Source organism: Marinactinospora rubrisoli (assembly GCF_042664915.1).
Classification (GTDB): domain Bacteria; phylum Actinomycetota; class Actinomycetes; order Streptosporangiales; family Streptosporangiaceae; genus Marinitenerispora; species Marinitenerispora rubrisoli.
Genome location: NZ_JBHTBH010000004.1, coordinates 48004 through 73883 on the forward strand (window position 1 = coordinate 48004; position 25880 = coordinate 73883).

Annotated in this window: 22 protein-coding genes; 9 read left to right on the forward strand and 13 right to left on the reverse strand. The window is 69.7% G+C overall.

The features are described from left to right. Nucleotides 1-88: 88 nt before the first annotated feature. The 8 genes from ACFQRF_RS09290 to dnaA form a co-directional block, all read right to left on the reverse strand. On the reverse strand, nt 89-631 hold the full coding sequence (locus tag ACFQRF_RS09290) for a DUF3566 domain-containing protein (RefSeq protein ID WP_379870518.1): 543 nt from the start codon (nt 629-631) through the stop codon (nt 89-91). 191 nt (nt 632-822) lie between these two features. Beyond that, nucleotides 823-3399, reverse strand: a complete 2577-nt coding sequence (gene gyrA, locus ACFQRF_RS09295) for a DNA gyrase subunit A (RefSeq protein WP_379870519.1) — start codon at nt 3397-3399, stop codon at nt 823-825. A gap of 60 nt (nt 3400-3459) precedes the next feature. Further along, a complete protein-coding gene (gyrB, locus tag ACFQRF_RS09300) occupies nt 3460-5397 on the reverse strand; it encodes a DNA topoisomerase (ATP-hydrolyzing) subunit B (RefSeq protein WP_379870521.1) in 1938 nt (645 codons plus the stop codon). 406 nt (nt 5398-5803) lie between these two features. After that, nucleotides 5804-6385, reverse strand: coding sequence for a DciA family protein (locus ACFQRF_RS09305; protein WP_379870522.1), 582 nt, complete (start codon nt 6383-6385; stop codon nt 5804-5806). Continuing rightward, nucleotides 6378-7511, reverse strand: coding sequence for a DNA replication/repair protein RecF (recF, locus tag ACFQRF_RS09310; RefSeq protein WP_379870524.1), 1134 nt, complete (start codon nt 7509-7511; stop codon nt 6378-6380). Before recF ends, ACFQRF_RS09305 begins: the two co-directional genes overlap by 8 nt. Before the next feature lie 173 nt (nt 7512-7684). Continuing rightward, the gene (gene gnd / locus ACFQRF_RS09315) at nt 7685-8584 is read right to left on the reverse strand and encodes a phosphogluconate dehydrogenase (NAD(+)-dependent, decarboxylating) (protein WP_379870526.1); all 900 of its coding nucleotides are present in this window, start codon (nt 8582-8584) and stop codon (nt 7685-7687) included. Between the two features lie 62 nt (nt 8585-8646). Continuing rightward, nucleotides 8647-9786 (reverse strand): DNA polymerase III subunit beta, encoded by a 1140-nt coding sequence (gene dnaN / locus ACFQRF_RS09320; protein WP_379870527.1) that lies wholly within the window; start codon nt 9784-9786, stop codon nt 8647-8649. An 829-nt stretch (nt 9787-10615) separates the two neighbouring features. Further along, nucleotides 10616-12646, reverse strand: a complete 2031-nt coding sequence (gene dnaA / locus ACFQRF_RS09325; protein ID WP_379870985.1) for a chromosomal replication initiator protein DnaA — start codon at nt 12644-12646, stop codon at nt 10616-10618. A gap of 1124 nt (nt 12647-13770) precedes the next feature. Here dnaA and rpmH point away from each other — a divergent pair. The 9 genes from rpmH (at nt 13771) to ACFQRF_RS09370 (ending at nt 21031) form a co-directional block, all read left to right on the forward strand. Then, nucleotides 13771-13914, forward strand: a complete 144-nt coding sequence (rpmH, locus tag ACFQRF_RS09330) for a 50S ribosomal protein L34 (RefSeq protein ID WP_114396229.1) — start codon at nt 13771-13773, stop codon at nt 13912-13914. A gap of 81 nt (nt 13915-13995) precedes the next feature. Next, nucleotides 13996-14490 (forward strand): ribonuclease P protein component, encoded by a 495-nt coding sequence (rnpA, locus tag ACFQRF_RS09335; RefSeq protein WP_379870529.1) that lies wholly within the window; start codon nt 13996-13998, stop codon nt 14488-14490. Beyond that, nucleotides 14487-14861 carry a membrane protein insertion efficiency factor YidD gene (gene yidD / locus ACFQRF_RS09340; protein ID WP_379870530.1) on the forward strand — a complete coding sequence of 125 codons (375 nt, stop codon included), beginning with the start codon at nt 14487-14489 and terminating at the stop codon, nt 14859-14861. Before rnpA ends, yidD begins: the two co-directional genes overlap by 4 nt. Nucleotides 14862-14888: 27 nt before the next feature. Beyond that, nucleotides 14889-15824 carry a membrane protein insertase YidC gene (yidC, locus tag ACFQRF_RS09345; RefSeq protein WP_379870531.1) on the forward strand — a complete coding sequence of 312 codons (936 nt, stop codon included), beginning with the start codon at nt 14889-14891 and terminating at the stop codon, nt 15822-15824. Nucleotides 15825-15976: 152 nt separating this feature from the next. Beyond that, nucleotides 15977-16483: a Jag family protein gene (locus ACFQRF_RS09350; RefSeq protein ID WP_379870986.1), complete on the forward strand. Its 507-nt coding sequence runs from the start codon at nt 15977-15979 to the stop codon at nt 16481-16483. A gap of 446 nt (nt 16484-16929) precedes the next feature. Next, nucleotides 16930-17595: a 16S rRNA (guanine(527)-N(7))-methyltransferase RsmG gene (rsmG, locus tag ACFQRF_RS09355; RefSeq protein WP_379870987.1), complete on the forward strand. Its 666-nt coding sequence runs from the start codon at nt 16930-16932 to the stop codon at nt 17593-17595. Nucleotides 17596-17843: 248 nt separating this feature from the next. Further along, complete coding sequence (locus ACFQRF_RS09360; protein WP_379870532.1) at nt 17844-18674, forward strand: ParA family protein; 831 nt, start codon at nt 17844-17846, stop codon at nt 18672-18674. Between the two features lie 25 nt (nt 18675-18699). Then, nucleotides 18700-19635: a ParB/RepB/Spo0J family partition protein gene (locus ACFQRF_RS09365; protein ID WP_379870534.1), complete on the forward strand. Its 936-nt coding sequence runs from the start codon at nt 18700-18702 to the stop codon at nt 19633-19635. A 301-nt stretch (nt 19636-19936) separates the two neighbouring features. Further along, the gene (locus ACFQRF_RS09370) at nt 19937-21031 is read left to right on the forward strand and encodes a peptidoglycan recognition protein family protein (protein WP_379870536.1); all 1095 of its coding nucleotides are present in this window, start codon (nt 19937-19939) and stop codon (nt 21029-21031) included. A 114-nt stretch (nt 21032-21145) separates the two neighbouring features. On the opposite strand, the gene trxA is transcribed toward ACFQRF_RS09370, so the two are convergent. The 5 genes from trxA to ACFQRF_RS09395 all read right to left on the reverse strand — a co-directional run bounded on the left by trxA (nt 21146) and on the right by ACFQRF_RS09395 (nt 25849). Beyond that, nucleotides 21146-21472 carry a thioredoxin gene (gene trxA, locus ACFQRF_RS09375; protein WP_379870537.1) on the reverse strand — a complete coding sequence of 109 codons (327 nt, stop codon included), beginning with the start codon at nt 21470-21472 and terminating at the stop codon, nt 21146-21148. 106 nt (nt 21473-21578) lie between these two features. Then, nucleotides 21579-22511, reverse strand: a complete 933-nt coding sequence (trxB, locus tag ACFQRF_RS09380; protein WP_379870539.1) for a thioredoxin-disulfide reductase — start codon at nt 22509-22511, stop codon at nt 21579-21581. Between the two features lie 328 nt (nt 22512-22839). After that, nucleotides 22840-23712, reverse strand: a complete 873-nt coding sequence (locus tag ACFQRF_RS09385) for a hypothetical protein (RefSeq protein WP_379870540.1) — start codon at nt 23710-23712, stop codon at nt 22840-22842. Beyond that, nucleotides 23709-24329: an RNA polymerase sigma factor SigM gene (gene sigM / locus ACFQRF_RS09390; RefSeq protein WP_379870988.1), complete on the reverse strand. Its 621-nt coding sequence runs from the start codon at nt 24327-24329 to the stop codon at nt 23709-23711. Before sigM ends, ACFQRF_RS09385 begins: the two co-directional genes overlap by 4 nt. An 8-nt stretch (nt 24330-24337) precedes the next feature. Then, nucleotides 24338-25849, reverse strand: coding sequence for a protein kinase family protein (locus ACFQRF_RS09395; RefSeq protein ID WP_417498557.1), 1512 nt, complete (start codon nt 25847-25849; stop codon nt 24338-24340). Between the last annotated feature and the right edge of the window lie 31 nt (nt 25850-25880).

The following is a 25880-nucleotide window of genomic DNA, read 5'->3' on the forward strand; positions in this document are numbered from 1 at the left end:
TGGATGTCCTCTCCAATACCGATTCTAGCGCCATCCGCGCAGTACTCGGGCCCCCGTCGGGAGTGGCGGGGGCCCGGGGTGGGGCTGGTTACTCGGACTCGCTGAGCGTGATGTCGATGCCTCCGACGAGGTCGGCGGCGAGGTTGTACAGGATCGCGCCCACGAAGGCCAGTGCGGTGATCACCATGATGTTCAGGGCGCCGAACAGGCCGGTGTAGCCGAGGACCCGGGCCGCGGAGAACCAGGACTCCGGGTTCAGGGCGAGTTCGTCGCCCTCACCGCCGTCGGTGAGGGAGGTGATGAGCTCGGTCACCGCGTCGAAGACGCCCAGCATCGACAGGACGAAGTAGATCACGGCGACCGCGACGAACAGGATGACGAAGCACACCAGCGAGATGACGAAGCTGAACTTCATCACCGACCACGGCTCGACCCGGCTGACCGTCAGGTGGGCCTTGCGCATGGTGCCCGAACTCTTCGTCGCCGGGCGGACCGGTTTCGGGGAGGGGGTGTTCCCCTGCTCGGCGCCGCTGGTGGGCGGCGTGTCCCCTGTGGGGCGGTCGGTGTTCGGGTCGGGTTCCGTCTTGGCCTGGTCCTGGGCGGTGGAATCCCGTTGTGCATTGTCAGACATAGCCACGTTACCGCTGGACTTTCCATCTACGGGTCGGTCCGGGAGAGCCGTGAGGCGGGCCGGACTCCACCGGTGGGTTGGCAGGTACTGCTTTGGGGGTTGTGCCCCGGACCGGGGCCGGGTGCGGCTCGCCGGTTGTCCGGGACCGGCCGCCGACGGACCCGTGGGGTCCGTCGGCGGCGGGCGGGGCGCTATTCGGCGTTGTCCTCAGGGGCGGCCGCCTCAGCCGGCTGAACCGCTCCGGCACCGTCCCCGTCGGCGTCCTCGACGTCCTCCTCCATCGCCTCGGCGTTGCGGGCGATGGCGACCACGTGGTTGCCCTCGTCGAGGTTCATCAGACGCACCCCCATGGTGGCACGTCCCGACTGCTTGATCTCCGCACTGCGGGTGCGGATGACTCCGCCGCCCGAGGTGATGGCGAAGACCTCGTCCTCCTCCGGGCGCACCATGAGCGCGCCCACCAGCTTGCCACGCGCCTCGACGATCTTGGCCGTGAGAACGCCCTTGCCACCGCGGTTCTGCAGCGGGTACTGGTCGGACGGTGTGCGCTTGGCGTAGCCGCCCTCGGTGGCCACGAGCACGTCCGTGGGGCCGTCGGTCTCCCGGATGACGTCCATGCTGAGCAGGTAGTCGCCGTCGAGGAACCGCATCCCGATGACGCCGCTGGTGGCCCGCCCCATGGGGCGCAGCGACTCGTCGGAGGCCGGGAACCGGATGGCCTGCGCGTTGCTGCTGATCAGCAGCAGGTCGTCGGTCGGGAACACCAGCCGTGCCGCGATGAGCTCGTCGTCCTCGCGGAGGTTGATGGCGATGATCCCGGCCGCGCGCGCGGAGTCGAACTCCGCCAGGCGGGACTTCTTCACCAGCCCCGACCGGGTGGCCAGCACCAGGTACGGCGCGGCCTCGTAGTCGCGCAGCGTCATGACCTGCGCGATCTCCTCGTCCGGCAGGAACGGCACCAGGTTCGCGACGTGCTGGCCGCGGGCGTCGCGGGCCGCCTCGGGCAGCTCGTACGCCTTGGTGCGGTACACGCGGCCCTTGTTCGTGAAGAACAGCACCCAGTTGTGCGTGGTGGTCACGAAGAAGTGCTGGATGATGTCGTCCTGCTTGAGCTGCGCGCCGCGCACCCCCTTGCCGCCGCGCTTCTGCGCCCGGTAGTTGTCGATCCGGGTCCGCTTGGCGTAGCCGCCGCGGCTGATCGTGACGACGATCTCCTCTTCGGCGATGAAGTCCTCCATACGCATGTCGCCCTCGAACGGGACGATGTGCGTACGGCGGTCGTCGCCGTACTTCTCGACGATCTCGGCCAGCTCATCGCGGACGATGGAGCGCTGACGCGGCAGCGAGCCGAGGATGTCGTTGTAGTCGGCGATCTGCGCCATGAGCTCGTTGTACTCGTCGGTGAGCTGCCGGCGCTCCAGCGCGGCCAGCTTGCGGAGCTGCATGTCGAGAATGGCGCGGGCCTGGACGTCATCGATCTCCAGGAGCCCCATGAGGCCGGTCTTCGCCTCGTCGGCAGAGGCGCTGCCACGGATCAGCGCGATGACGTCGTCAATGCGGTCGATCGCCTTCAGCAGCGCGCGCAGGATGTGGGCCCGCTCCTCGGCCTTGCGGAGCAGGTACCGGGTGCGCCGGACGATGACCTCGATCTGGTGCTCGACCCAGTACCGGATGAGCTGGTCCAGCCGCAGCGTGCGCGGCACGCCGTCGACCAGGGCCAGCATGTTGGCGCCGAAGGTCTCCTGGAGCTGGGTGTGCTTGTACAGGTTGTTCAGCACGACCTTGGCGACGGCGTCGCGCTTGAGCACGATGACCAGCCGCCGCCCGGTGCGCCCGCTCGACTCGTCCCTGACGTCGGCGATCCCGGTGATCTTGCCGTCCTTGACCAGCTCGGCGACCTTCAGCGCGAGATTGTCCGGGTTCACCTGGTAGGGCAGCTCGGTGACGACCAGGCACTGCCGGCCGCGCTTGTCCTCCTCGACCTCCACCACGGCGCGCATGGTGATGGAGCCGCGGCCGGTGCGGTAGGCGTCTTCGATGCCCCGCTTGCCGACGATCAGCCCGCTGGTCGGGAAGTCTGGGCCCTTGATCCGCTCGATCAGGGCGTCGAGCAGTTCCTCGTCGGAGACATCGGGGTGCTCCAGGTACCACTTGACGCCGTCGGCCACCTCGCGCAGGTTGTGCGGCGGGATGTTCGTGGCCATGCCCACCGCGATACCGGCCGAGCCGTTCACCAGCAGGTTGGGGAACCGGGCCGGCAGGACGATGGGCTCCTGCGAGCGGCCGTCGTAGTTCGGCCGGAAGTCGACGGTGTCCTTGTCGATGTCCCGCAGCATCTCCATGGCAAGCGGCGCGAGCTTGCACTCGGTGTACCGCATGGCCGCGGCGGGGTCGTTGCCCGGCGAGCCGAAGTTGCCGTTGCCGTCGACCAGCGGCATCCGCATGGACCAGGTCTGGGCGAGCCGCACGAGGGTGTCGTAGATGGGTGAGTCGCCGTGCGGGTGGTAGTTACCCATCACGTCACCGACGACGCGGGCGCACTTGAAGTAACCGCGGTCCGGGCGGTAGCCGCCGTCGTACATGGCGTACAGCACCCGCTGGTGCACCGGCTTGAGGCCGTCGCGCACGTCGGGCAGCGCACGGCCGACGATGACGGACATCGCGTAGTCAAGGTAGCTACGCTGCATCTCGACCTGGATGTCGACCGGTTCGACGCGGTGGTGCCGGTTCGCTTCCTCGGGAGCTTCCGGGGTGTTCGCATCCGTCACGGGATGTCGATCCTTTTCTGGTGAGTCGTTCGCTGCCGTCGAGGTGCCTCGCTGGGGCCGCTAGATGTCAAGGAAGCGGACGTCCCGGGCGTTGCGCTGGATGAAGGAGCGCCGCGCCTCGACGTCCTCGCCCATGAGCACGCTGAACATCTCGTCGGCCTGGGCGGCGTCGTCCAGCGACACCTGCAGCAGGATGCGCCGGGCCGGGTCCATGGTGGTGTCCCACAGCTCGTTCGCGTTCATCTCGCCCAGACCCTTGAAGCGCTGGACGAGGTCGCGCGGCCGCGGGTCGCGCTTGCCGGCGGCCACCCCGGCGGCGATGACCTCGTCACGCTCACGGTCGGAGTACACGTAGTCGACGTCGTTGCCGCGCGGATCCCACTTGATCTTGTACAGCGGCGGCTGGGCGAGGTAGACGTGCCCGGCCTCGATCAGCGGCTTCATGAACCGGAACAGCAGGGTGAGCAGCAGCGTGCGGATGTGCTGACCGTCGACGTCGGCGTCGGCCATCAAGATGATCTTGTGGTACCGCAGCTTCTCGATGTCGAAGTCGTCGTGCACGCCGGTGCCGAGCGCCGTGATGATCGCCTGAACCTCGTTGTTCTTGAGGATGCGGTCGATCCGGGCCTTCTCGACGTTGAGGATCTTGCCGCGGATGGGCAGGATCGCCTGGTAGTGCGGATCCCGGCCGCCCTTGGCCGAGCCGCCCGCCGAGTCGCCCTCGACGATGTAGAGCTCGCACTCCTGCGACTCGGTCGACTGGCAGTCCGACAGCTTGCCGGGCAGCGACGTGGACTCCAGCAGCGTCTTGCGCCGGGTCAGGTCGCGCGCCTGGCGGGCCGCGATGCGGGCCCGGGCCGCCTGACCGGCCTTGCTGATGATGTCCTTGGCCTCGCCGGGGTTGCGATCGAACCAGTCGCGCAGGTGCTCGTTGCACACCTTCTGCACGAACGACTTGGCCTCGGTGTTGCCGAGCTTGGTTTTGGTCTGGCCCTCGAACTGCGGGTCGGCCACCTTCACGGAGATGATGGCGGTGAGCCCCTCCCGGACGTCGTCGCCCGTGAGGTTGTCGTCCTTCTCGCGGAGCAGCTTCTGGTCGCGCGCGTACCGGTTGACGATCGACGTCAGCGCCGAACGGAACCCTTCCTCGTGCGTGCCGCCCTCCGCCGTATTGATCGTGTTGGCGAAGGTGTGCACCGAGGAGGTGTAGGACTGGTTCCACTGCATCGCGATCTCGACCGAGATGCCGTCGCCCTCCTCCTCGAAGTCGATCACCGAGGCGTGCGCGGCCTCCTTCGTCGCGTTGATGTGCCGCACGAAGTCGGAGATGCCGCCCTCGTAGTGGAAGGTCTGCACCACGGGAGCGTCGGCCACGAATTCCGGCCGCTCGTCGCGGATGGTGATGGACAGCCCCTTGTTGAGGAACGCCATCTCCTGCAGCCGCCGCGCCAGCGTCTCGAAGCTGTAGGTCGTGGTCTCGAAGATGGTGGGGTCGGCCCAGAAGGTGATCTGGGTGCCGGTCTCCTCGGTGTCCTCACCCCTGGCGAGGTCGGCGGTGGGGCGGGCCATGTCGTAGCTCTGCCGCCACACGCTGCCGTCAACGCGGACCTCGACGTCGAGCCGGGTGGACAGCGCGTTGACGACGGACGCGCCGACGCCGTGCAGACCACCGGAGACGGCGTAGGACTTGCCGTCGAACTTGCCGCCCGCGTGCAGCGTGGTGAAGACGAGTTCGACGGCCGGCCGCTTCTCCACCGGGTGGAGGCCGACCGGGATACCGCGGCCGTTGTCGGAGACGCGCACCCCTCCGTCGGCCAGCAGGACCACCTCGATCGCGCTGGCGTATCCGGCGAGGGCCTCGTCCACGGAGTTGTCCACGATCTCTTGGACCAGGTGGTGCAGACCCCGCTCACCGGTGGATCCGATGTACATGCCGGGGCGCTTGCGAACCGCCTCGAGCCCTTCAAGAACAGTGATTGATCGAGCGTCGTAGGCCAAGTGTGAACACCCTCCTGCTGGGGACGCCTACCAGCCTCTCAGGGCATCTGGTCAGTGAGCACGATGACCGGGAGGCGTTCAGAACCGGATGACCGCCCCCGCCTGGCACCGCGCACTTCGCCCAGATCCTGCCCCCCGCTCTTGGGGCGGGCTTTGCCGGCGGAAGCGTCCGAAGAACCGGTTTCATGATACCGCGCGCATCACCGGAACGTGGCATTCGCGGCGCTGTGCTGCCCGACAGCGGCTGAATACGCCGGGACGCAACTCCCCACACACGCCCACCCCTGCCGACAAATTCCCGCGCCGTTCAGTGGCCGCTGCGCGGCTTTCCACCCCTGAAACGCGTCATCTCCGGGTCACGGCCACCCCGCAGGACGGTCAGCTCTCCCGCGGACGCGGATCGCCGTCAGCGAACCCGCAGCGGCCCGGCCGAGCGGCCGCGGCCCGGGCCCTGGATCCGGATCGATCGAACGGTGCCGTGCCCCAGTTCTTCGTTGAGCCGTCGCAGCAGGTCACGCTGCATGGCCCGGGCGTGCGCGGCCATGGTGGCGGAGTCCGCGGCGATGGCCAGCTCGCCGTCTTCATAGCTGACGGGGCGCAGGTGCTGGGCGTTGAACTCGCCCACGATCTCGGTCCACCGGCCGAACACCCCGCCGATCGCCACCTGCTCCTGCCAGCCGTGCTCGATCAGCCAGGCCCGGACGGCATCGCCGAAGAGCTGCGGTTCGCGCCGGGACCGGACCGGGGCGCGGCGGACCCGCCGGGGAGCGGCGGTGCGGGACGCGCCGCGCTCCTTGGCCGCCGCACGCGCCTGGGCGAGCGCCTGGCGCGCGAGCTCGATCCCGGTCGGCGCCGCAGCGCCGTCCTCCGCCCGCTCCGCAGCCGCTCGGCCCGATACCCGCTCCGCAGCCGCTCGGGCTGGCCCTTCTCGATCAGCACCGCTGGGGGAATCCGCCGCACCGCCCGGACCCGGTGCGCCGCTACTCACGCTCCACCCGGCCGCCGCCCACCCGGAACCGGGTGCCCATGAGCTCGTCGGGGATGTCGCCGGGCACCGCCGCGCTCACCAGCACCTGCTCGGCCGTGCGGACGTGCTCGGCGAGACGGCGCCGGCGCTCGGCGTCGAGTTCAGCGAAGACGTCGTCGAGGATCAGGACGGGGTCGTCGCCGTCGGCCCGGAGCAGCTCGAAGCCCGAGAGCCGCAGTGCGAGCGCGTAGGACCACGACTCGCCCTGGCTGGCGTACCCCTTCGCCGGCAGGTCGGCCAGCCGCAGCTGGAGGTCGTCGCGGTGTGGACCGACCAGGCTGACGCCGCGCTGCAGCTCCTGAGGGCGGGCGTCCGTGAGCGCAGCGCGCAGCAGGTCGACCAGGGCGGCGCGTTCAGCGGGCAGGTGGCCGGTGTCGGGAGCCGCAGAGCTGCGGTAGTGGAGGGCGGGCGGCCCGCCCGAGGACGTCAGCTCGCCGTAGGACTTCGCCACGAGCGGCTGCAGCTCGGCGACGAGGGCGAGCCGGGCCGCCATCAGTTCCGCCCCGGCGGCGGCCAGGTGCTCGTCCCAGACGTCCAGCGTGGAGAGATCGGGTTCGGTGCGCTGCCGGAAGAACCGGGCGGAGGCCGACTTCAGCAGTGCGTTGCGCTGTTTGAGCACCCGCTCGTAGTCGGAGCGAACGCCGGCGAACCGGGGCGCCCGGGCGACCAGCAACTCGTCCAGGAAGCGGCGGCGTTCCCCCGGATCGCCCTTGACGAGGGAAAGGTCCTCCGGCGCGAACAGCACGGTGCGCAGGATGCCGAGGACCTCGCGGGGCCGCGACACCGGGGAGCGGTTGAGGCGGGCGCGGTTGGCGCGGCCGGGCGTGATCTCCAGCTCGACCAGAGCCCGCCGGTCACCCCGGACCACCGCCGCGCGGATGACGGCGCGATCGGCCCCCTGACGGACCAGCGGAGCGTCGGTGGCCACTCGGTGGCTGCCGAGCGTGGCGACGTAGCCGATGGCCTCGACGAGGTTCGTCTTGCCCTGGCCGTTGGGCCCGACGAACGTGCTGATCCCGGGATCCATCGCCAGCTGGACGGACTCGTAGGACCGGTAGTCGGCCAGTTGCAGGTGCGAAACGTACATCTGGCCTCTCCCATCGTCGGCAGGTCGGGGGTTCCGGTGCGGGTGCGGCGCTGACAACCAATCACCCCGTGCCGGGCGGTGTCCTTGGTTTCACGTGAAACCGAAAACACCGCCCGGCACGGGGTCCGAGTCTCTGGCGCCCGGGTGCGGGCGAAGCGCCGCCCGGTGCCCGGCTACGCCGGGTCGCCGGCGCTCTTGGTCACCGCGTGGCCGCCGAACTGGTTGCGCAGCGCCGCGACCACCTTCATGGCCGGACTGTCGTCCTGGCGGGAGGCGAACCGGGCGAACAGCGCCGCGGTGATCACCGGTGCCGGGACCGCGTGGTCGACGGCGGCCTGCACGGTCCAGCGCCCCTCACCGGAGTCCTGGGCGTAGCCGCGGATTCCCTTGAGTTCGGGGTCCTCCTCCAGGGCCCGCACGAGCAGGTCGAGAAGCCAGGAGCGCACGACCGTGCCCTCGCGCCAGCTGTCGAAGGTGCCGACGACGTCGTCGACGACGTCCGAGGCGGCCATGAGCTCGTAGCCCTCCGCGAAGGCCTGCATCATGCCGTACTCGATGCCGTTGTGCACCATCTTCACGAAGTGCCCGGCGCCGACCCCGCCGGCGTGCACGTAACCGCCGCCGGAGTCGGGGGTGAGGGCGTCGAAGATGGGCTTGGCGTGCGCGACGTCCTCGGCCGCGCCGCCGACCATGATCCCGTAGCCGTTCTGCCGGCCCCAGACCCCACCGCTGACGCCCGCGTCGACGTAGCGGATGCCCTTGGCGCTGAGCTCATCGGCGTGCCGGCGGTCGTCCACGTAGTGCGAGTTGCCGCCCTCGATGATGAGGTCGCCCGGCGCCAGCAGTTCGGAGAGTTCGGCGATGGTGTTCGTCGTGGGACCACCGGCCGGGACCATCAGCCACACGGTCCGTGGGGCGGCCAGCCGGTCGACGAGCTCGGCGAGGGAGGCGACGTCGCGCTGGTCCGGAGAGCGGTCGTAGCCGACCACCTCGTGCCCCTTCTCGCGGAGCCGCGCGGCCATGTTGCCGCCCATCTTGCCGAGGCCGATCAAACCCAGTTGCATGCTCGTCACTCCCCCTGTGCGACCCGTGGCTTTGTGGACAAATCTACGTGGCGACCTGTCGCCGGATCGACTCAGCTCGACAGCCGGACCGGCATGATCAGGTACCGGTAGTCGGAGCTCGCGCCGTCCTCCACGGGCTTGCCGGTGATGATCGCCGGCTTGGTCGAGGTGGTGAACTGCAGGCGGGCGATGTCGGAGTCGATCGCGTTCAGACCGTCCAGCAGGAACGCGGAGTTGAAGGCGATCTGAATGTCGTCGCCCTCAAGTCCGGCGTCGAGCACCTCCACGGCCTGGGCCTCGTCGCCGGTGCCCGCCTCCAGGACCAGCTGGCCGTCGCTGAAGGCCAGGCGCAGCGGGGTGTTGCGTTCGGCGACCAGCGAGACGCGCTTGACCGCCTCCACGAACTCCGACTTCTGCACCTCGGCGACCGAGTTGAAGCTGTCCGGCAGCAGCGCCCGGTACTTGGGGAAGTCGCCGTCCAGGAGGCGCGTGGTGGTCCGGCGGCCACCGCCGGAGAAGCCGATCATGCCCTCGGCGGTCTTGGCGGTAGAGAGCGCGATGGAGACCTCGGCGCCGGTCGTGAGCGACTTGGCGGTGTCGGCGAGCGTCTTGGCCGGAACCAGGGCGACCGCGGAGAGGTCGGGGTTCTCCGGCTTCCAGGTGAGCTCACGAACCGCGAGCCGGTAGCGGTCCGTGGAGGCCAGCGTGACGGTGTCGCCCTCGATCTCGACGCGTACGCCGGTGAGCATCGGCAGCGTGTCGTCCCGCCCGGCCGCGATGGCCACCTGGCCGACGGCGGCGGCGAACACGTCGCTGCCGACCGAGCCGGTGAGCTGCGGCATGTCCGGAAGCGTGGGGTAGTCCTCGACGGGCAGCGTCAGCAGCGTGAATTTGGCGGACCCGCAGGCGACGACGACCTTGGCGCCGTCGGTGCTGATCTCCACCGTCTGCGGCGGCAGGTTGCGGGTGATCTCGGCCAGCAGCCGGCCCGAGACGAGGGTCGTGCCCGGTTCCTCGACGTCGATCTCGACCGACACCTGGGCGGAGACCTCGTAGTCGAAACTGGAGAGCTTCAGCCGCTGCTGACCGTCGTGCTCGCCGGCGTCCAGCAGCATCCCGGCCAGAACGGGGACGGAAGGCCGGACCGGCAGGGTACGAGCGGTCCAGGCGACGGCGTCGGCGAGCACGTCACGTTCGACCCGGAACTTCACTATCCGACTCTCTTTCCTCAAGGACGACAGGGCCGGAGGGCACGGCATACCCCCACGTCATCGCTGGACACACAGGGTGTGTACGGGTCGCGGCCCGATGGTGTGCGGTCCCGGGGTCGGGTTCCGCCACCGGATGCATCAGGGGGACAGGTCCCCACGGTACCCGGATTCCGGGGGCGGCGCTGCCCACCACACCCGATTGGCCGGTACGGAAACCCGCGAGCGGGGCGGGAACACCCGCAGGTGACCCGGGATGGCACCGAGGCGGCCACCGTGGACGCGGAGACCGGTGGCGCGTCGTCGTGCTCGGTGCCGATGTCCCCAAGGAGAGCCAACGGTTCCCCGTCGAGTCATCGGGTTGTCCACAGAAAGGGCCCAACCCTGATTTCCACGCGTCATCGGTCTATCTAAGGGGCGTCGTAGTAGTAGGGGCTGTGGATAATGTGGATAACCAGTGTTTCCGCAGGTCACCCCCTAGATTTTTGTCCACTGCCCCTGTGGGTGACGGCTGGGGACAACTCGTCCCGCTGTGGACGGCGGAGTTGTCCCCACAGTGGATCCACAGGTTATCCCCTGGTTATCCACCGGTTATCCACCGCCAATACACAGAGGTGGTGATCGGGTGATCGGATCTCCGGCCTGTCGGTCCACACCCTGTCCACAGGTTTCCCACAGCTTCGACGCGGTTATCCGCAGGGTTGTCCACCGGTTATCCACAGGGGTGGGGACAGTGGAACGCGCCTTCCCCCGGTGGAAAGGCGCGTTCGGCGCGGGATTCCGCACCCCTCCCGGCGCGGCGTGCGGGCCGCGGAACGGCGGCCCGCACGGGTCATACGTCCCGCGACTGCTGCTTGATGCGGTTGGTGAGTTCGGTGACCTGGTTGTATATCGACCGGCGTTCGGCCATGAGGGAGCGGATCTTGCGGTCGGCGTGCATGACGGTGGTGTGGTCCCGCCCGAACTGCTGACCGATCTTCGGCAGCGACAGGTCCGTGAGCTCCCGGCACAGGTACATGGCGATCTGCCGGGCGGTGACCAGCACCCGGGAGCGCGACGTTCCGCACAGGTCGTCGGTGGTCAGGCCGAAGTACGACGCGGTCTGCGCCATGATCGCCGAGGCGGTGATCTCCGGTCCCTCGTCGTCGGGGATCAGGTCCTTCAGCACGATCCCGGTCAGATGGAGATCCACCGATTGCCGGTTCAGGCTGGCGAACGCGGTGACCCGGATGAGCGCGCCCTCCAGCTCCCGGATGTTGGTGGAGATCTTGCTCGCGATGAACTCCAGTACCTCCGGCGGTGCGGCGAGACCTTCCTGGGCCGCCTTCTTGCGCAGGATGGCGATCCGCGTCTCCAGTTCGGGCGGCTGGACGTCGGTGATCAGGCCCCACTCGAACCGGTTGCGCAACCGGTCCTCCAGGGTGACCAGCTGCTTGGGAGGCCGGTCGCTGGAGATGACGATCTGCTTGTTGGAGTTGTGCAGGGTGTTGAAGGTGTGGAAGAACTCCTCCTGCGTCTGCTCCTTGTTCTCCAGGAACTGGATGTCGTCCACCAGGAGGACGTCGATGTCCCGGTAGCGCCGCCGGAAGCCATCGGCCTTTCCGTCGCGGATCGAGTTGATGAACTCGTTGGTGAACTCCTCGGAGCTGACGTAGCGCACCCGCGCGCCGTCGTAGAGGCGCTGGGTGTAGTGGCCGATGGCGTGCAGCAGGTGCGTTTTTCCCAGGCCGGACCCGCCGTAGACGAACAGCGGGTTGTACGCCTTCGCCGGCGCCTCGGCCACCGCGACCGCCGCGGCGTGCGCGAACCGGTTGCTGGAGCCGATGACGAACGTGTCGAAGGTGTACTTCGGGTTCAGCCGGGCCGGTTCGGTGGACGTCGGCTGCTGACCGGTGTCGGCGCCGTCACCGGTGAGAGGGCCGGGCGGCAGCGCCGTGCCGTCGGCCGGATCGGCGTCGCCCCAGCTTTCCGCCCCCGCTCTCTGGCCGGATCGGGGCGCACCACCGGAGCCGCCGGAGTTCGGCTGTTCCCAGGCCGGGGTCTCCCACCGGTTCGGCGCGTCCCACCGCGGCGGCTCGGTCCACCCGCGGTAGCGGGGATCCTGCGACTGCTGCGACTCGTGGCGCCGCTCATCGGCGAACCATCCGCTGCTCCCGTGCACTGCGGGGTCGGTGAGCCGCTGCGGGCTGGTGTCGGACGGGCCGGCGAGGAGGTCGTCGCCGCGGCGGTGCGCCGGGTAGCCCCCGGTGCCCAGCCGTGGGCCGGGGCCGGTGGCGTCGTTCCGCGGCTCGCGGTGGGAGCCGCCCTGCGGGTCCGGCTGACCGAACTGGCCGTCCGGCAGCGCCTCGGCGGCGGCGGAGAGGTCCGGAACGTCTTCGGACGCGATCGCGGGCTGCTGCCACCCGCGGGCGGGCGTGCCGGGGTCGTCGCCCTGGTCGTGGCCGCGGGTGGGGTCCGGCTCCGGACGGCGCATGGCGGGGGAGGGGCCGGTACGGGCGTAACCCGGCTGCGCCCCTGACGGTTCCGCGCCGGGGAGGCGGTGCGCCCCGGTGTCGGATCGAGGTGCCGGCTGCCCGGTGGCCGGCGTGGCCGGGCCGTAGCTCGATGGCGGCGGCGCGGGCTGGACAGCGGTGGGGTCGACGGTGACCGCGACCCGGATGTCCCGGCCGAGCGCGGCGGAGAGCGCCTGGCTGATGGCCGGGCGCAGGCGGGTCTCCAGGATCTCCTTGGCGAACTCGTTGGGGGCGGCCAGCAGGGCGGTGTCCTCGATCAACCCCAGCGGCCTGGTCTGCGGCAGCCAGGCCCGTTGTTGCGGAGGCAGCGTGCTGTTGTCCAGGGTCTCCAGCACGCTCGTCCACACCATTGCGAGGTTGACCGGTGCCTCAGACACGGTGACCTGCCATGGTTCGCCCCCTTCGTACGTTCTGCTGGTGCTGTTGGCCGCACGCCGACGTGTCGGCCGGCCGGGCCGACACGGTCACGGGACCGCGCTCCGTCCCCGCGTCCAGCGCCATGTGGGCCAGTGGAACCGATCGGCGCCGCTCACGCGGTCGCGGCACGGCCCGGCGTCCCATTCTCCCCGCATTCGCGGCGGGGGGACACGCTTCGGCCGCCCGGGTGGGGCGCACCGCGGGCGCCCTGTGGATGGCCAAGGGTATTTCTGTGGAGAGCATGTGCATGACCAATCAGCGTCGGCAGGGGACGATGTGCCGGGACCCCACTCGGATGTCCACAGGTTCGGGGCTTGTTCCACATGTTTTCCACGGGGTTGTGCACAGCCTCGCAGATCTGCCGCCGACCCGGTTCAGTTATCCACAAGTCGCAGGTCAGGGCGGTTATGGCCTGGGGGTAACCGGCGGAGGAGCGAGCGGTCGCCGCCGACGGTCCGGCCGTCGGTCGACTTCGAGGTTATCCACAGCCGGGGTGTTGCCGCTGCAAGCTCACCGCCTGTGGACAATGCGTTTCCTGCTTGTCCACAGGTCGCGTTCGCCTCCTCGCTCCGCTCCACCGGCGCCGCGGGAGGGGCCTGCGGCAGGGGGCGGCGCCGCCTGCGCTCGCTCGTCGGCTCACCGCTCCGTTGCCCACAGGTCGCGTTGCATCCACCAGAAGACGGAGGGGGACGGCGAACCGGCGAGGCGGAGCGAGGTGCGGGAACAGGTCGGCGCATGGGGCCCGAACCGCGCGGGGAGAGTGGGCCGGACGGGCGCGATCCCCGGTACCGTGGCGGGACCGCTCTGGTGCGTCGGCGCGTCGGCGCGGATTTGACCGGGCCCCAGGCAGCCCGTATGTTCTTTATGCTTAAGTCGCTATCTCTCTGTGCGGCCCTGGAGCGCGTGGCCATCGAGTCCCGCCCGGCAAGGACACGGAGACGGCGACCCGAGCGGGCGATGTTCCAGCTGAGCGTCCCCGCGACAGCAGCAGGAACAGGGTCCCGCCTCGGTGGGGCCGCAGTCGGTAGTACTTCACTCAACGCCCTGGAGCCCAGCAGTGAGCAAGCGTACCTTCCAGCCGAACAACCGGCGTCGCGCGAAGACCCACGGTTTCCGGTTGCGCATGCGCACCCGCGCGGGGCGCGCGATCATCGCCGCGCGCCGGCGCAAGGGGCGCGAGCAGCTGACCGTGAGCCACTAGTCGCTACGAGTCGATCGTCACAACGGACCGGTCTGCCCCTCCCGGCAGCCGGTCCGCTTGTTGTGTTCGAGGACTGATCCGATGTTGTCCCCTCAGCACCGCATGCGGCACAGCGCCGAGTTCGCCCTTGTGCTGCGCCGTGGCCGCCGTGCGGGGCGGGACGCGCTCGTCGTCGGATACCTGCCGCCGCGTGACGACGCCGGCGCCGGCGCCCCCCGGGTGGGGTTCGTCGTGAGCAAGGCGGTCGGCGGGGCGGTGGTCCGCAAACGGGTGCAGCGTCGGCTACGGCACCTGATGCGGGAACGGATCGGGCGACTTCCGGCAGGTAGCCTGCTAGTAGTGCGGGCGAAACCCTTGTCCGCCGACGTAGGGCACACCACGCTGGCCGCGCAGCTCGACAGCGCCCTGGACTCCGTCCTTCGCGCCCGCAGTGGCGGGACGCGCCGTCGCCGGGACCGGCGGGACCAGGAACGCCGTACGTCCGAGAGATCGTCGGACGGAGCGACCCGGCCCGGCGCCACCGAACCGGCCCCGGCCGCCGGGCGGCGGGACCCCGGAGGGCGAGCGAGACCATGACCGACGGCAGACCGACTCTCGCGGCGCGTGCGCTGATTCTGCCCATCCGTGGCTATCAGCGGTTCATCAGCCCGCTCTTCCCACCGGTCTGCCGGTTCTATCCCTCGTGCAGCGCGTACGCGGTTGAGGCACTGCGAGTGCACGGCGCGCTCCGGGGACTGTGGCTCGCCGCCCGCAGGATCGGGCGGTGCCACCCCTTCCACCCCGGGGGCATCGATCCGGTGCCGCCTCGTAAGGGCGAGAGCGCCCGGAAAGCGAACGACTCGGGACCCGGGACGGGCGGGTCAGCCCGAGCGGCTGCGGAGCGGGAGAATTCAGCCCGAGCGGCTGCGGAGCGGGAAGATAACCCTCCCGGCCCATCAGGCCTGTAGCTGGACTGAAGTAGAGGGAGTTGGCCGGTGCTGGACTGGCTGTACAACATCGTCGCGTGGGTCCTGATCCAGATCCACTCGGGTCTGACCTTCCTGGGACTGGATCCCGACAGCGGCTGGGCGTGGGGCCTGTCCATCGTCACGCTGACAGTGCTCATGCGGCTGATCATGGTTCCGCTGTTCGTGAAGCAGATGCACACGCAGCGGAAGATGCAGGAAATTCAGCCGCAGATGCTGAAGGTGCGTGAGCGCTACAAGAACGACAAGCAGCGCCAGCAGCAGGAGCTGATGAAGCTCTACCAGGAGAGCGGCACCAATCCGGTCATGGGCTGCCTCCCGTTGCTGCTGCAGATGCCGGTGTTCTTCGCACTGTTCAGCGTGCTGCGCAGCGTCGCCCAGGGCAACGCGCAGTACGGCTTCACCGAGGAGCTGGTCCACAGCGCGCAGGGCGCGCTCATCTTCCACGCGCCGATCGCCGCTCAGTTCACCAGCTCGGCGGCCGAGCTGGAGCAGTACGGCGCCGCGGACCCGATCATGGCGAAGATCGTCATCGCGATCGCCTGCGTGATCATGGGCACCACCACCTTCATCACCATGCGGCAGAGCATCAAGCGCAGCGCGGCGCAGATGGCCACCATGCCGGACAACCCCATGGTGCAGTCGCAGAAGATCATGATGTACATGGCGCCCGCGTTCGGCCTCTTCGGCCTGGGGATGCCGATCGGTGTGCTGATCTACTGGGTGAGCTCCAACATCTGGACCATGGGCCAGCAGCACTTCCTGTACAAGAGGATCCCGGCGCCGGGGGACGAGCCCGCGGCCGCCAGTGCGTCCAAGCGGGGACTCGGCCGGGCGAAGGATACGCAGCCGGAGCCGGGGGAACAGCCTAAGATCGAGCGTAAGCAGCCGAAGAAGCAGCCGCGGTCGAAGCGCAGCGGCGGTAACCCGCAGAATCGGCAGTAGAGACCACTGATCACGGGAATCACCCTGCGGGGGTCGGTGCGCAGGCGTTCGCCCCGGACGCGTACCGGCCGCAGGATCGCGACCGAAGGAGACATCCGCCTGTGAGCGACAGCAAGACCGACAGCGTGGCGGAGAGCCGCGCCAGCGTCGCCGTGGTCGACGCCCCCGAGTCGGATGACCCGGCCGAGCCCGGCACCGACATCGAGGCGCTGGAACAGGAAGGCGACATCGCGGCCGACTACATCGAGGGCCTGCTGGACATCGCGGACTTCGACGGCGACATCGACATGGATGTCGAAGGCGACCGTGCGATGGTCTCCGTGGTGGGCGCCACGTTGGACGAGTTGATCGGCGAGCGCGGCGAGGTCCTGGAGGCCCTGCAGGAACTGACGCGGCTGGCCGTGCACCGGACGACGGGCACCCGCAGCCGGCTGATGCTGGACATCGGAGGTTTCCGGGAGCAGCGTCGCAAGACGCTCACCCGGATCGGCGCGGACGCGGCCGAGGAGGTCAAGAAGACCGGTGAGGTCAAGCCGCTGCAGCCGATGACGCCGTTCGAGCGCAAGGTCGTGCACGACGCCGTCGCCGCGGCCGGTCTGCGGAGCGAGTCCGAAGGGGAAGAGCCGAACCGCTTCGTGGTGGTGTACCCCGCCGACTGACCCCGAGGCCGTCCACAGCCGCGGTTTCACGTGAAACATTCGGCGCCCCTCACGCATAGGATCGTGAGGGGCGCCGTTCCATGTATTGCGACGGTCGCCCGACGAACGCAGTTCCCGTGGCAGCAGGCGGATTTCCGGAGCCGCCTCGGCGACTCGGCCACGAGTCGACCTGTTGACATGGCGATCAGACGACCTGCGGATCTGGCGATGTGCACATCAGTCGATCTGGAACGAAAGGGCCTGGGTGGTAGTCGATGACCGCTCGTCGAGACTTCGCCGCGCGAGATCTCGGGGTGGGGCCGCACCACCGGGGGGACGAGAAAGCCGGCCAAGAGAACGTATCCGCGGGGGAAGACCGGCCCGGCGACGCGGCCCGGCCCGTCGAGAGCACCCCGGAGGGTGAGCCGCAGTCCGGCGCGGGGCCCGCGCCGGAGGCGGCGCGTGGGCTGTTCGGCGCGGCGCTGCCGCTCGCGGAGCGCTACACCGAACTGCTCGCCGACGCCGGGGTGCAGCGCGGCCTGATCGGACCGCGCGAGGTGCCGCGCCTCTGGGAACGGCACGTGATGAACTGCGCGGTCGTGACCGAGTTGGTCCCCGAGGGAGCGGACGTCATCGACATCGGGTCGGGCGCCGGTCTTCCGGGGGTGGTCCTGGGGCTGCTGCGCCCTGATCTCTCCATCACACTGCTGGAGCCGTTGCTGCGCCGCACCGTTTTTCTGGAGGAGTGCGTCTCGCTGCTCGGCCTGGAGAACGTCGCCGTGCGGCGCGGCCGGGCTGAGGACGTACGCAAGGAGTTGCGAGCGGATGTGGTGACCGCTCGCGCGGTGGCCCCGTTGCCGCGGCTGGCGGGGTGGGCGCTGCCGCTGCTGCGGACCGGTGGCAGCCTGCTGGCGCTCAAGGGGGAGCAGGCGGAGGCGGAACTCGCGGCCGCCCGGGCAGATTTGGCCGAACAGCGTCCTTGCGTCGCCGATGTGATTCGGGTGGGGCACGGTAAAGTCGTTCCGGCTACCACGGTCGTTCGTGTCACGGTGACCACCGCGAGCGATCCGGCCGCCTCACCCAGGACGCGGCGTGCGCCGGGTGGGAGGAAGAAGCGCGGACGGAAGAGGTGAACTCATTCGTGCCCCAGAACCAGTCCGATGGCGCCTATGTTTCACGTGAAACCAGCCCGGTTTCACGTGCGGAATTCTCACTGGGGTCACCTCCGGACCCCTATGTTTCACGTGAAACATCCAACTGGGATGGTGCGCCCTCGGTCGAGGTTTCACGTGAAACCGTCGTCGAGAACGGCGGCGGTGCCCCGGAATCGGGGTACAGCGGAGAGCTTGACACCCCCATCGCGCGGGCGGCTCGTGCCGCAATGTCGGTTCGGGGGCGTGGCGAGGAGTCGTGGCCGCGTCCCGATCGCTGCCGCATCGTCAGCGTCGCCAACCAGAAGGGCGGCGTGGGGAAGACCACGACGACGGTGAATCTCGCCGCGTCGCTGGCCATGCACGGTAACCGAGTGCTCGTGGTGGACCTGGACCCGCAGGGCAATGCCTCCACCGCGCTGGGGATGGAGCGCGGTACCGACGCGCGTTCCATCTACCACTGCCTGGTAGAGGACGAGGAGCTGCGCGATCTCGCCCGGCCGGTCCCCGACATCCCGAACCTGTGGTGCGTGCCGGCCACCATCGACCTCGCCGGTGCGGAGATCGAGCTGGTCTCCCTGGTAGCCCGGGAATCCCGGCTGAAGCGGGCGTTCGCTGCGTACGACTACAGCGACCTCGACTACATCTTCATCGACTGCCCGCCCTCGCTGGGGCTGCTGACCGTGAACGCGATGGTCGCCTGTGAAGAGGTGCTGATCCCTATCCAGTGCGAGTACTACGCTCTGGAAGGGCTCGGCCAGCTGCTGCGCAACGTGGAGCTGGTGAAGTCGCACCTGAACCCGCACCTCACCATCTCCACCATCCTGCTCACGATGTACGACGGACGGACCCGGCTGGCTTCACAGGTCGCCGATGAGGTTCGGTCGCACTTCGGCGACCTCGTGCTGAGCACGATGGTGCCGCGCAGTGTCCGGGTGTCGGAGGCGCCTAGCTATGGGCAGTCGGTGATGACGTACGACCCGGGTTCCACCGGTGCCGTCGCCTACATGGAGGCGGCACGTGAGATCGCCTTCCGCGCGAAGGCGGTCGTCGGAAGCTGATGTTGCCTCGTGAAGGGAGTCGGTGGTGAGCCAGCAGCGGCGCGGTCTGGGTAAGGGACTGGGCGCGCTTATCCCCCAAGGGCCGGTGAACGGAAACGGAGCCGGGCCGACGCCGCCTGGGCCGCAGCCCGTGGCGGCTCCAGAACCGGTCGACGGCGCGTATCTGGAGGAGATCGCGCTCAGCTCGGTCACCCCCAACCCGCGTCAGCCACGCCAGCACTTCGATGAGGAGGCGCTCGCCGAGCTGACCGCCTCCATTACCGAGGTCGGGCTGCTCCAGCCGATCGTGGTGCGCAAGCTGGACGGCGGCCGCTACGAACTCATCATGGGGGAGCGGCGCTGGCGGGCCAGCCAAGCGGCCGGCCTGCGGCAGATCCCGGCCATCGTGCGGGAGACCAGTGACGACGACCTGCTTCGGGACGCGCTGCTGGAGAACCTGCACCGCCAGCAGCTCAACCCGCTGGAGGAGGCGGCGGCCTACCAGCAACTGCTCGACGACTTCGGCGCGACGCACGACGAGCTCGCGAAGCGGATCGGCCGGTCGCGTCCGCACATCACCAACACCCTGCGGCTGCTCAACCTCTCGCCGGCGGTGCAGCGTCGAGTGGCGGCGGGCGTCATCAGCGCCGGCCACGCGCGGGCGCTGCTATCGGTCGACGACACCGAGGCCCAGGACCGCTTGGCGCAACGGATCGTCGCCGAAGGTCTCTCCGTTCGGGCGGTGGAGGACATCATCACGGTGGGGGACGACACCCCCGCGCCGACCGATCGGCGGAAGCCGGTGCGACAGGAGACTTCTCCGCAGATCGAGGAGTTGGCAAGTCGACTTTCCGACGTCTTCGACACCCGGGTGAAGGTCAACATGGGCCGGACGAAGGGCAAGATCGTGGTCGAATTCGCCACGATGGAGGACCTGGAGCGCATCATCGCCACCATGGCTCCGCCGACCCAGGAGGACTGACGAGGCACGACCGGTGGCGCCGTCGGCACGGTGACCTGTCGACACGGCGACATGTCATTGCGCCGTCCGGCGCAGCGTCGGCCTGAGCAGGCGGATGAGGGAGGGGCACCACCGCAACGACGCGGTGGTGCCCCTCCCTCATCCGCCCACCGAATGGCCGGAGCCGGTCGTGTAGCCGAACCGTCACTTTGCACTGCCATTCTCGGCAGCGGCTCCTGGCTCGGCCGGAGCCGCTGCGCGGGACCGCCGCCGGGGCGGTGCTCGGGCAGCCTCCGCTCTACCCCAACAGAACGGACGGGCGATGCGACGACGACAGTTCATGACCCTCGGGGCGGCGGCAACGGTGCTCACGGTCGGTGGCGGACTCGACCTGGCGGCACCTGCTCCCGTCGCGGCCGGAAGCGGTCGCACCTTTCCGCGGACCGTGACGGAACGCCAGGGCGCGGCCTCCGGCCGGGTCCGGCCGGAAGCCGCGTTCGACCACGTGGCGGTTCGGGCCGACCCGGCCCTGCACGGCGGGCGGATCAGGTTCGACCAGGCGAACGGGGACGCGGAGTGGCGTCCGCTGCATTTCGCCGACCACGCGCGCGACGACCGCCCGGCCGAGCCGGTCGCCTTGGTGGCGGCTCCGGCGGGAGCGGTGGCCTACGAGGTCCGGCTGCCGGACGGTGCACCGGCCGAGACGCTGGCGATCAACACCCGGGACGGTGCCGCGCTGCGTGTGAGTGGAGAAGCGACCGGACGGCTGTCCGCCACCGGTGGTGGGGACGGCCGGGCGGGTTTCCGTTACCTCTCCCGCGCCGGCTGGGGCGCCGACGAGTCGCTGCGGTACGACGAGTCGGGTCAGGAACTGTGGCCCCGGGAGTACTACCCGGTGCAGGCGCTGACCGTGCACCACGCCGCCATGCCGGTGGCCGCTGATCCCCGTGAGTCGGTGCGGGCGATCTACCACCTGCACGCGGTGGAGCAGGCATGGGGCGATATCGGATACCACCTGCTGATCGACCCGGCCGGCACGGTCTATGAAGGCCGCTACACGAGGGAAGGCGGGTTGCCGATCTTCGACACCTTCCCGGTGCCGGGCCGGGCCCGGTCGGTGACCGCCGGGCACGTCGGTGGCTACAACAGCGGGAACATCGGCGTCTGTCTGCTGGGCGATTTCACCGACTCGTTGCCGACTCCCGCGGCTCAGGACAGTCTGGTACTGGTGCTCCGGACCCTCGCGGGCCTCACCGGGGTGGACCCGGTGGCGCAGATCGAGTACGTCAACCCGGTGAACGGGGCCACCCGCACGGTGCAGGGTCTCTCGCGGCACCGCGACTGGCTGACGACGGAATGTCCCGGCAACACCTTCGCGGAGGAGTTCGAGGCGATCCGGGACCGGGTCGCCGGCTGACCGCCGATTCGCGCGTCAGCTGGGCGACGTGCGAGTGGGGACGCCCACCGATGTTTCACGTGAAACGGCGACCTGTCGGTGAGTCGACTCACCGATCTGACGATCCGTCGCCGGTCAGGCGATGAACTCTTCGAGTGCCTTCAGGAGCTGCCGCTTGGGGTGCGCGCCGGTGATCTGCTTGACCACCTGACCGTTCTGGTACACGTTCATGGTGGGGATCTGCATGATCCCGTACTCTCGCGTCACGTTCGGCTGCTGGTCGGTGTTCAGCTTGACGATGGTCAGCTTGTCGCCGTGCTCGGCGGCGATCTCCTCAAGGATGGGGGTGACCATCCGGCACGGCCCGCACCACTCGGCCCAGAAGTCGACCAGGACGGGCTTGTCGCTCTTCAGGACATCGGCGGCGAAGCTGTCGTCGGTGACCTCTTTGAGGTTGGCCACGGAAACTCCTTACAAACGGGTGGACATGGAACAGCGGTGACGTCCCCACCGGCCGCACCGACGGTCGACCCGAGCGGCTGCGGTGCGGGAGGGACGTCCGGACATGTCAGTCGGTGAGTTCGGCGAGGTACCGCTCGGCGTCGATCGCGGCGGCGCACCCGGTGCCGGCGGCGGTGATGGCCTGCCGGTAGCGGTGGTCCACGACGTCGCCGCAGGCGAACACTCCCGGAATCTTGGTGTGCGTGGTGGGAGAGGCGACGGCCAGGTAGCCCTCGTCATCGAGATCGAGCTGGCCCTGGAACAGCTCCACCCGAGGGTCGTGCCCGACCGCGATGAAGAGGCCGGTGATGTCCAGCGTGCTCACCTCGCCGGTGACGCGGTTGCGCACGCGGACTCCGGAGACCTTCTTGTCGCCCAGGACCTCGACGACCTCGCTGTTCCAGAGGAACGAGATCTTGTCGTTGCTCATGGCGCGGTCCTGCATGATCTTGCTGGCGCGCAGTTCGTCACGGCGGTGGATGACGGTCACGGAGCGGGCGAACCGGGTGAGGAACGTGGCCTCCTCCATAGCGGTGTCACCACCGCCGACCACGGCGATGTCCTGGTCGCGGAAGAAGAATCCGTCGCAGGTGGCGCACCACGAGGTGCCCCGGCCGGAGAACTCGTCCTCGCCCGGGACACCGAGCTTGCGGTGCTGCGAACCGGTGGCGACGATCACGGACCTGGCGAGGTAGGTTTCGTCGCCGACCTTCACCACCTTCGGGTCGGCGGTGAGGTCGACCTCGGTGACGTCGTCGGCCCGCAGTTCGGCGCCGAACCGCTCGGCCTGCTTGCGCATGTTGTCCATGAGGTCGGGACCCATGACGCCGTCCGGGAAACCGGGGAAGTTCTCCACGTCGGTGGTGTTCATCAGCGCGCCGCCAGCGGTGACCGAGCCCTCGAACACGAGCGGCCGCAGTTCGGCGCGCGCGGCGTAGACGGCTGCTGTGTACCCTGCCGGCCCCGACCCGATGATGATCACGTTTCGGACGTCGCTCACGTGCGCAGGCCCCTCACTCGTACGGTCGCTCGGCAGAGCGACGGGAAAGTCGTTCACTTCCAACAGATGGTAGGTCCCGGCCATTCCCGTGGTGGTGGGGCCTGGAAGAACACCACCGATCGGTGCGGCCCGGGTCCGGCCGATCGCCGGACCCGGGCCGTGACGCGACGCGATTCCGTCGTGTCCCGCCCCGGGCACACGCGAGAAGTCGCGCCCGGCGCCCTCAGTAGCGCTGTGCCGGACCGGGAGCCGGACGGGGAGCCCGTGTGACCGCTGACGGGGATGGGGTTGCCGCAGCGGCGCTCTCAGGAGCTCCAGGCCGGTCAGGTCAGGAGACCGGGACGGTGGCCTCGGCGAGCACGGCGTCGTCGGCTCCGCCCGCGGTACCGCACTCCGGCGCGACCACCCGCACGGTGTACTCGTGCGGCGTCCCGGTGCCGTCCGGCGGTGTGCCGAAGACCATGATCCACGCGGGGGCGCCCTCGTAGCTGGCCAGATCGATCACCTTGGGACGCTGCTGGCCGTCGACGTCGATGCGGTGGACGCACGCCGAGAGGTCGGAGGGCAACGCGGTCGGGGACGGCAGCGGATCCGTACCCGGCGCGCCGCCGGTGCCGCTCTCGTCCGCGGCGCCCTGCACGCCCGCGCGCTGGATCAGCACGCCGCCCTGGTCGGCGAGCGTGGCGGCGGTGTAGTCGGTGCCGGTGCTGACGACAATGGGATAGTAGGCGAGCGCGGCGTCGGGCCCGGTACTGCTTCCGGGTTGCGGTGCGGACAGCGGGGCGTTGGCGGAGTCGGGTGTCATGACTTCCCGCAGGACCGCGGTTCCGCCCCCGATGACGAACACCGCGGCGGCGGCCGCCGCCAGGTAGGGCAGCCACCTCGTGGGACCGCTCCGGCGGCGCAGCGGGACGACGGGGGCGATGTCCTGGGCCGGCGGTGCCGCCTCGTCCGGCGGAGCGGCCGCGCCGCGGTTCTCGGCCTCGGCGCGGAGCGCGTCGTCGATCCGGGCCACGACGGCATCGGGAAGTGGCGTCGCCGGCACCTCCGCCAGCACTCGTGAAACGTCGGCGAGCGCGGTCAATTCGTCGGCGCACCGCTCGCATTCGCCCACGTGAGCCTGAACGGAGTCCTCCTCGTCACCCTCCAGCAGTCCTTCGGCCAGTAGGGCGAGGGTCTCCGTGTCGACATGAGACGTCACGATTTCCTGCCACCTCCTCTCGGAGATGTGACGTCTTGCGGCGGCTCTGGGTTCCTCAGGTGGACGAGAAGTGGCAGAAGCCGCGCCCGTCCGCGGGCGCATCTGCTCTTCACGGTGCCGGCGGCGACCTCCAGGATCTCGGCCGCCTCGTCGACCCGGTAGCCCAGCATGTCGACCAGGACGAGGGCCAGGCGCTGTTCGGTGGGCAGCCGCTCCAGGGCGGCGTGCACGTCCAGCGCGGCGTCGGTGCGGCTCGTGGGATCGGGTGAGGTGCCCTTGTAGCGCTCGTTGGACAGAACGTCGAGGTTCGCGTCGTCGGTGGGGATGGCGGGGCGCACCATCTTGCGGCGCATGCGGTCGTGGCAGGCGTTGACGACGATGCGGTGCAGCCAGGTGCTCACCTGGGCTTCGCCGCGGAACCGGTGCGCACCGCGGAACGCGGACAGGAAGGCGTCCTGCAGGGCGTCCGACGCCTCCTCGGGATCTCCCAGGACGCGGATCGCCACGGCCCACATGCGTTCGCGATGACGGCGCACGAGCTCGCCGAACGCCTGGTCATCGCCTTGAGCATGTCTGGACAACAGCTCCTTGTCGGGGAGCTCCTGAACCGCGTCCATCACCGTTGTCACGTATTCCCGCGCAGCTCGACCTCGTTGATAGTGCCCCGGTACGCGCCGCCGCCGTCGGGGGGTAGCTCATTAGTGAACCACACCACCACATACCGTGCCGTAGTGGGCTCGGCCAGCTTAACGGTAACCTCGCCCGACGCCCCACTCTGTTCTGCCGCGGGAGTGAGCGCGCTCTGCTCGGGCTGGTCTCCCATCAGGATCTCGAAATCGTAGGGTCCACCCCCGAAGTCGATGGTGGCCTCGTGGACCTCCACGGGGTCGCCCATGTCGAGAATGAGACCGACTCCACTCTTGAGGCCGCCGAAGTCGGCCCGCATGTAGCCGGTGGTGTTCCATCGGGTGCTCGGGTCGCCGTCGATGGCGTTGGGGGCCTTGTCGGAGTGCTCGTCGTCGCCGGTCTCGGGATTGAATCCGGCCGCGCCCGCGGGTTCGAGCACGGTGAGTTCGACGTCGCCGTCGGTCGACGCCTGCTGTTCCTCCTCGTCCTGCGGCGTGGTGCCGGCCTCGTTGCCGCCGCTGCTCATCACGCTGCCCAGGGTCCACGCCCCGAGCACCACCGCGACGAACACCAGGAGCGCGACGACACCGACCAGCGCCTTGGTGATCCGGGAGGACGACGGGCTGGGGCGCAACGCGGCCCGGCGGGAGCCGGCCGGCCGTGCCGCGGGACGCGGGGGCGCCGGCTCGCCCACCTCACGGGCGGCGGCCTGTTCGCGGGGCGCGGGCGCGGGGCCCGCAGCGGGCGTCGTGGGCATGGGGACCAGCCGCGGCACATCGGCGAGGGCGTCGGCGATGGCCTGTGCGCTGCTCAGCGGTCCGCCCCGGCCGTGCGTCTGGAACGCGGCACGGCAGCTGACGTCGTTCAGGCGGCCGGGGATGCCGGCCCGGATCTGGCTGGGCTCGCAGGGACGGCCGGAGATGACCGGTGCCGGCCGCAGCCCACTCTGTTCACCGCCCGGCCAACGGGCGGTGAGGGCGGCGTACATGAGGCGGCCCAGTCCCTGGGCGTCGGCGAGACCGGGCTGCTGCGCGGTGATGCCGCGCAGAGCGGCGTCCACGCCGATACCGGTGACCTTCACCGCGCCGCCGGCACTCCACATGAGATTGCTCGGGGAGAGGCTCAGGTGGTAGATGCCGGTGGCGTTGGCCGCCGCGACCGCTTCGGCGGCCTCGGCGATCAGCCCCGCCGCACGCTCGGGCTCCAGTGGCCCCTGCGCGAGCAGTTCGGTGAGTGACTGGCCGACGACCCACTCCTCGACCACGTAGGCGGTGGGGCCGGAGTCGTCGGCGTCGAAGACCTGGGTGACGCGGGCGTCCGCGACGCGGCTGGCCGCACGGGCGGCGCGCACCACTTCACCGGTCCGGGGGAATCCCTCGGCGAACGTCCAGACCGCGACCAGGCGGGCCAGCGTCTCGTCGGTCGCCTTCCACAGCGTGGCGCCGCTGGTCTCGCTCACCAACTCGTCGAGTCGGTAGCGGCCGGCCAACCGCGCACCTGGCTCAATCATGAAGGTGCTCATACCGGGAGTGACGGACGCG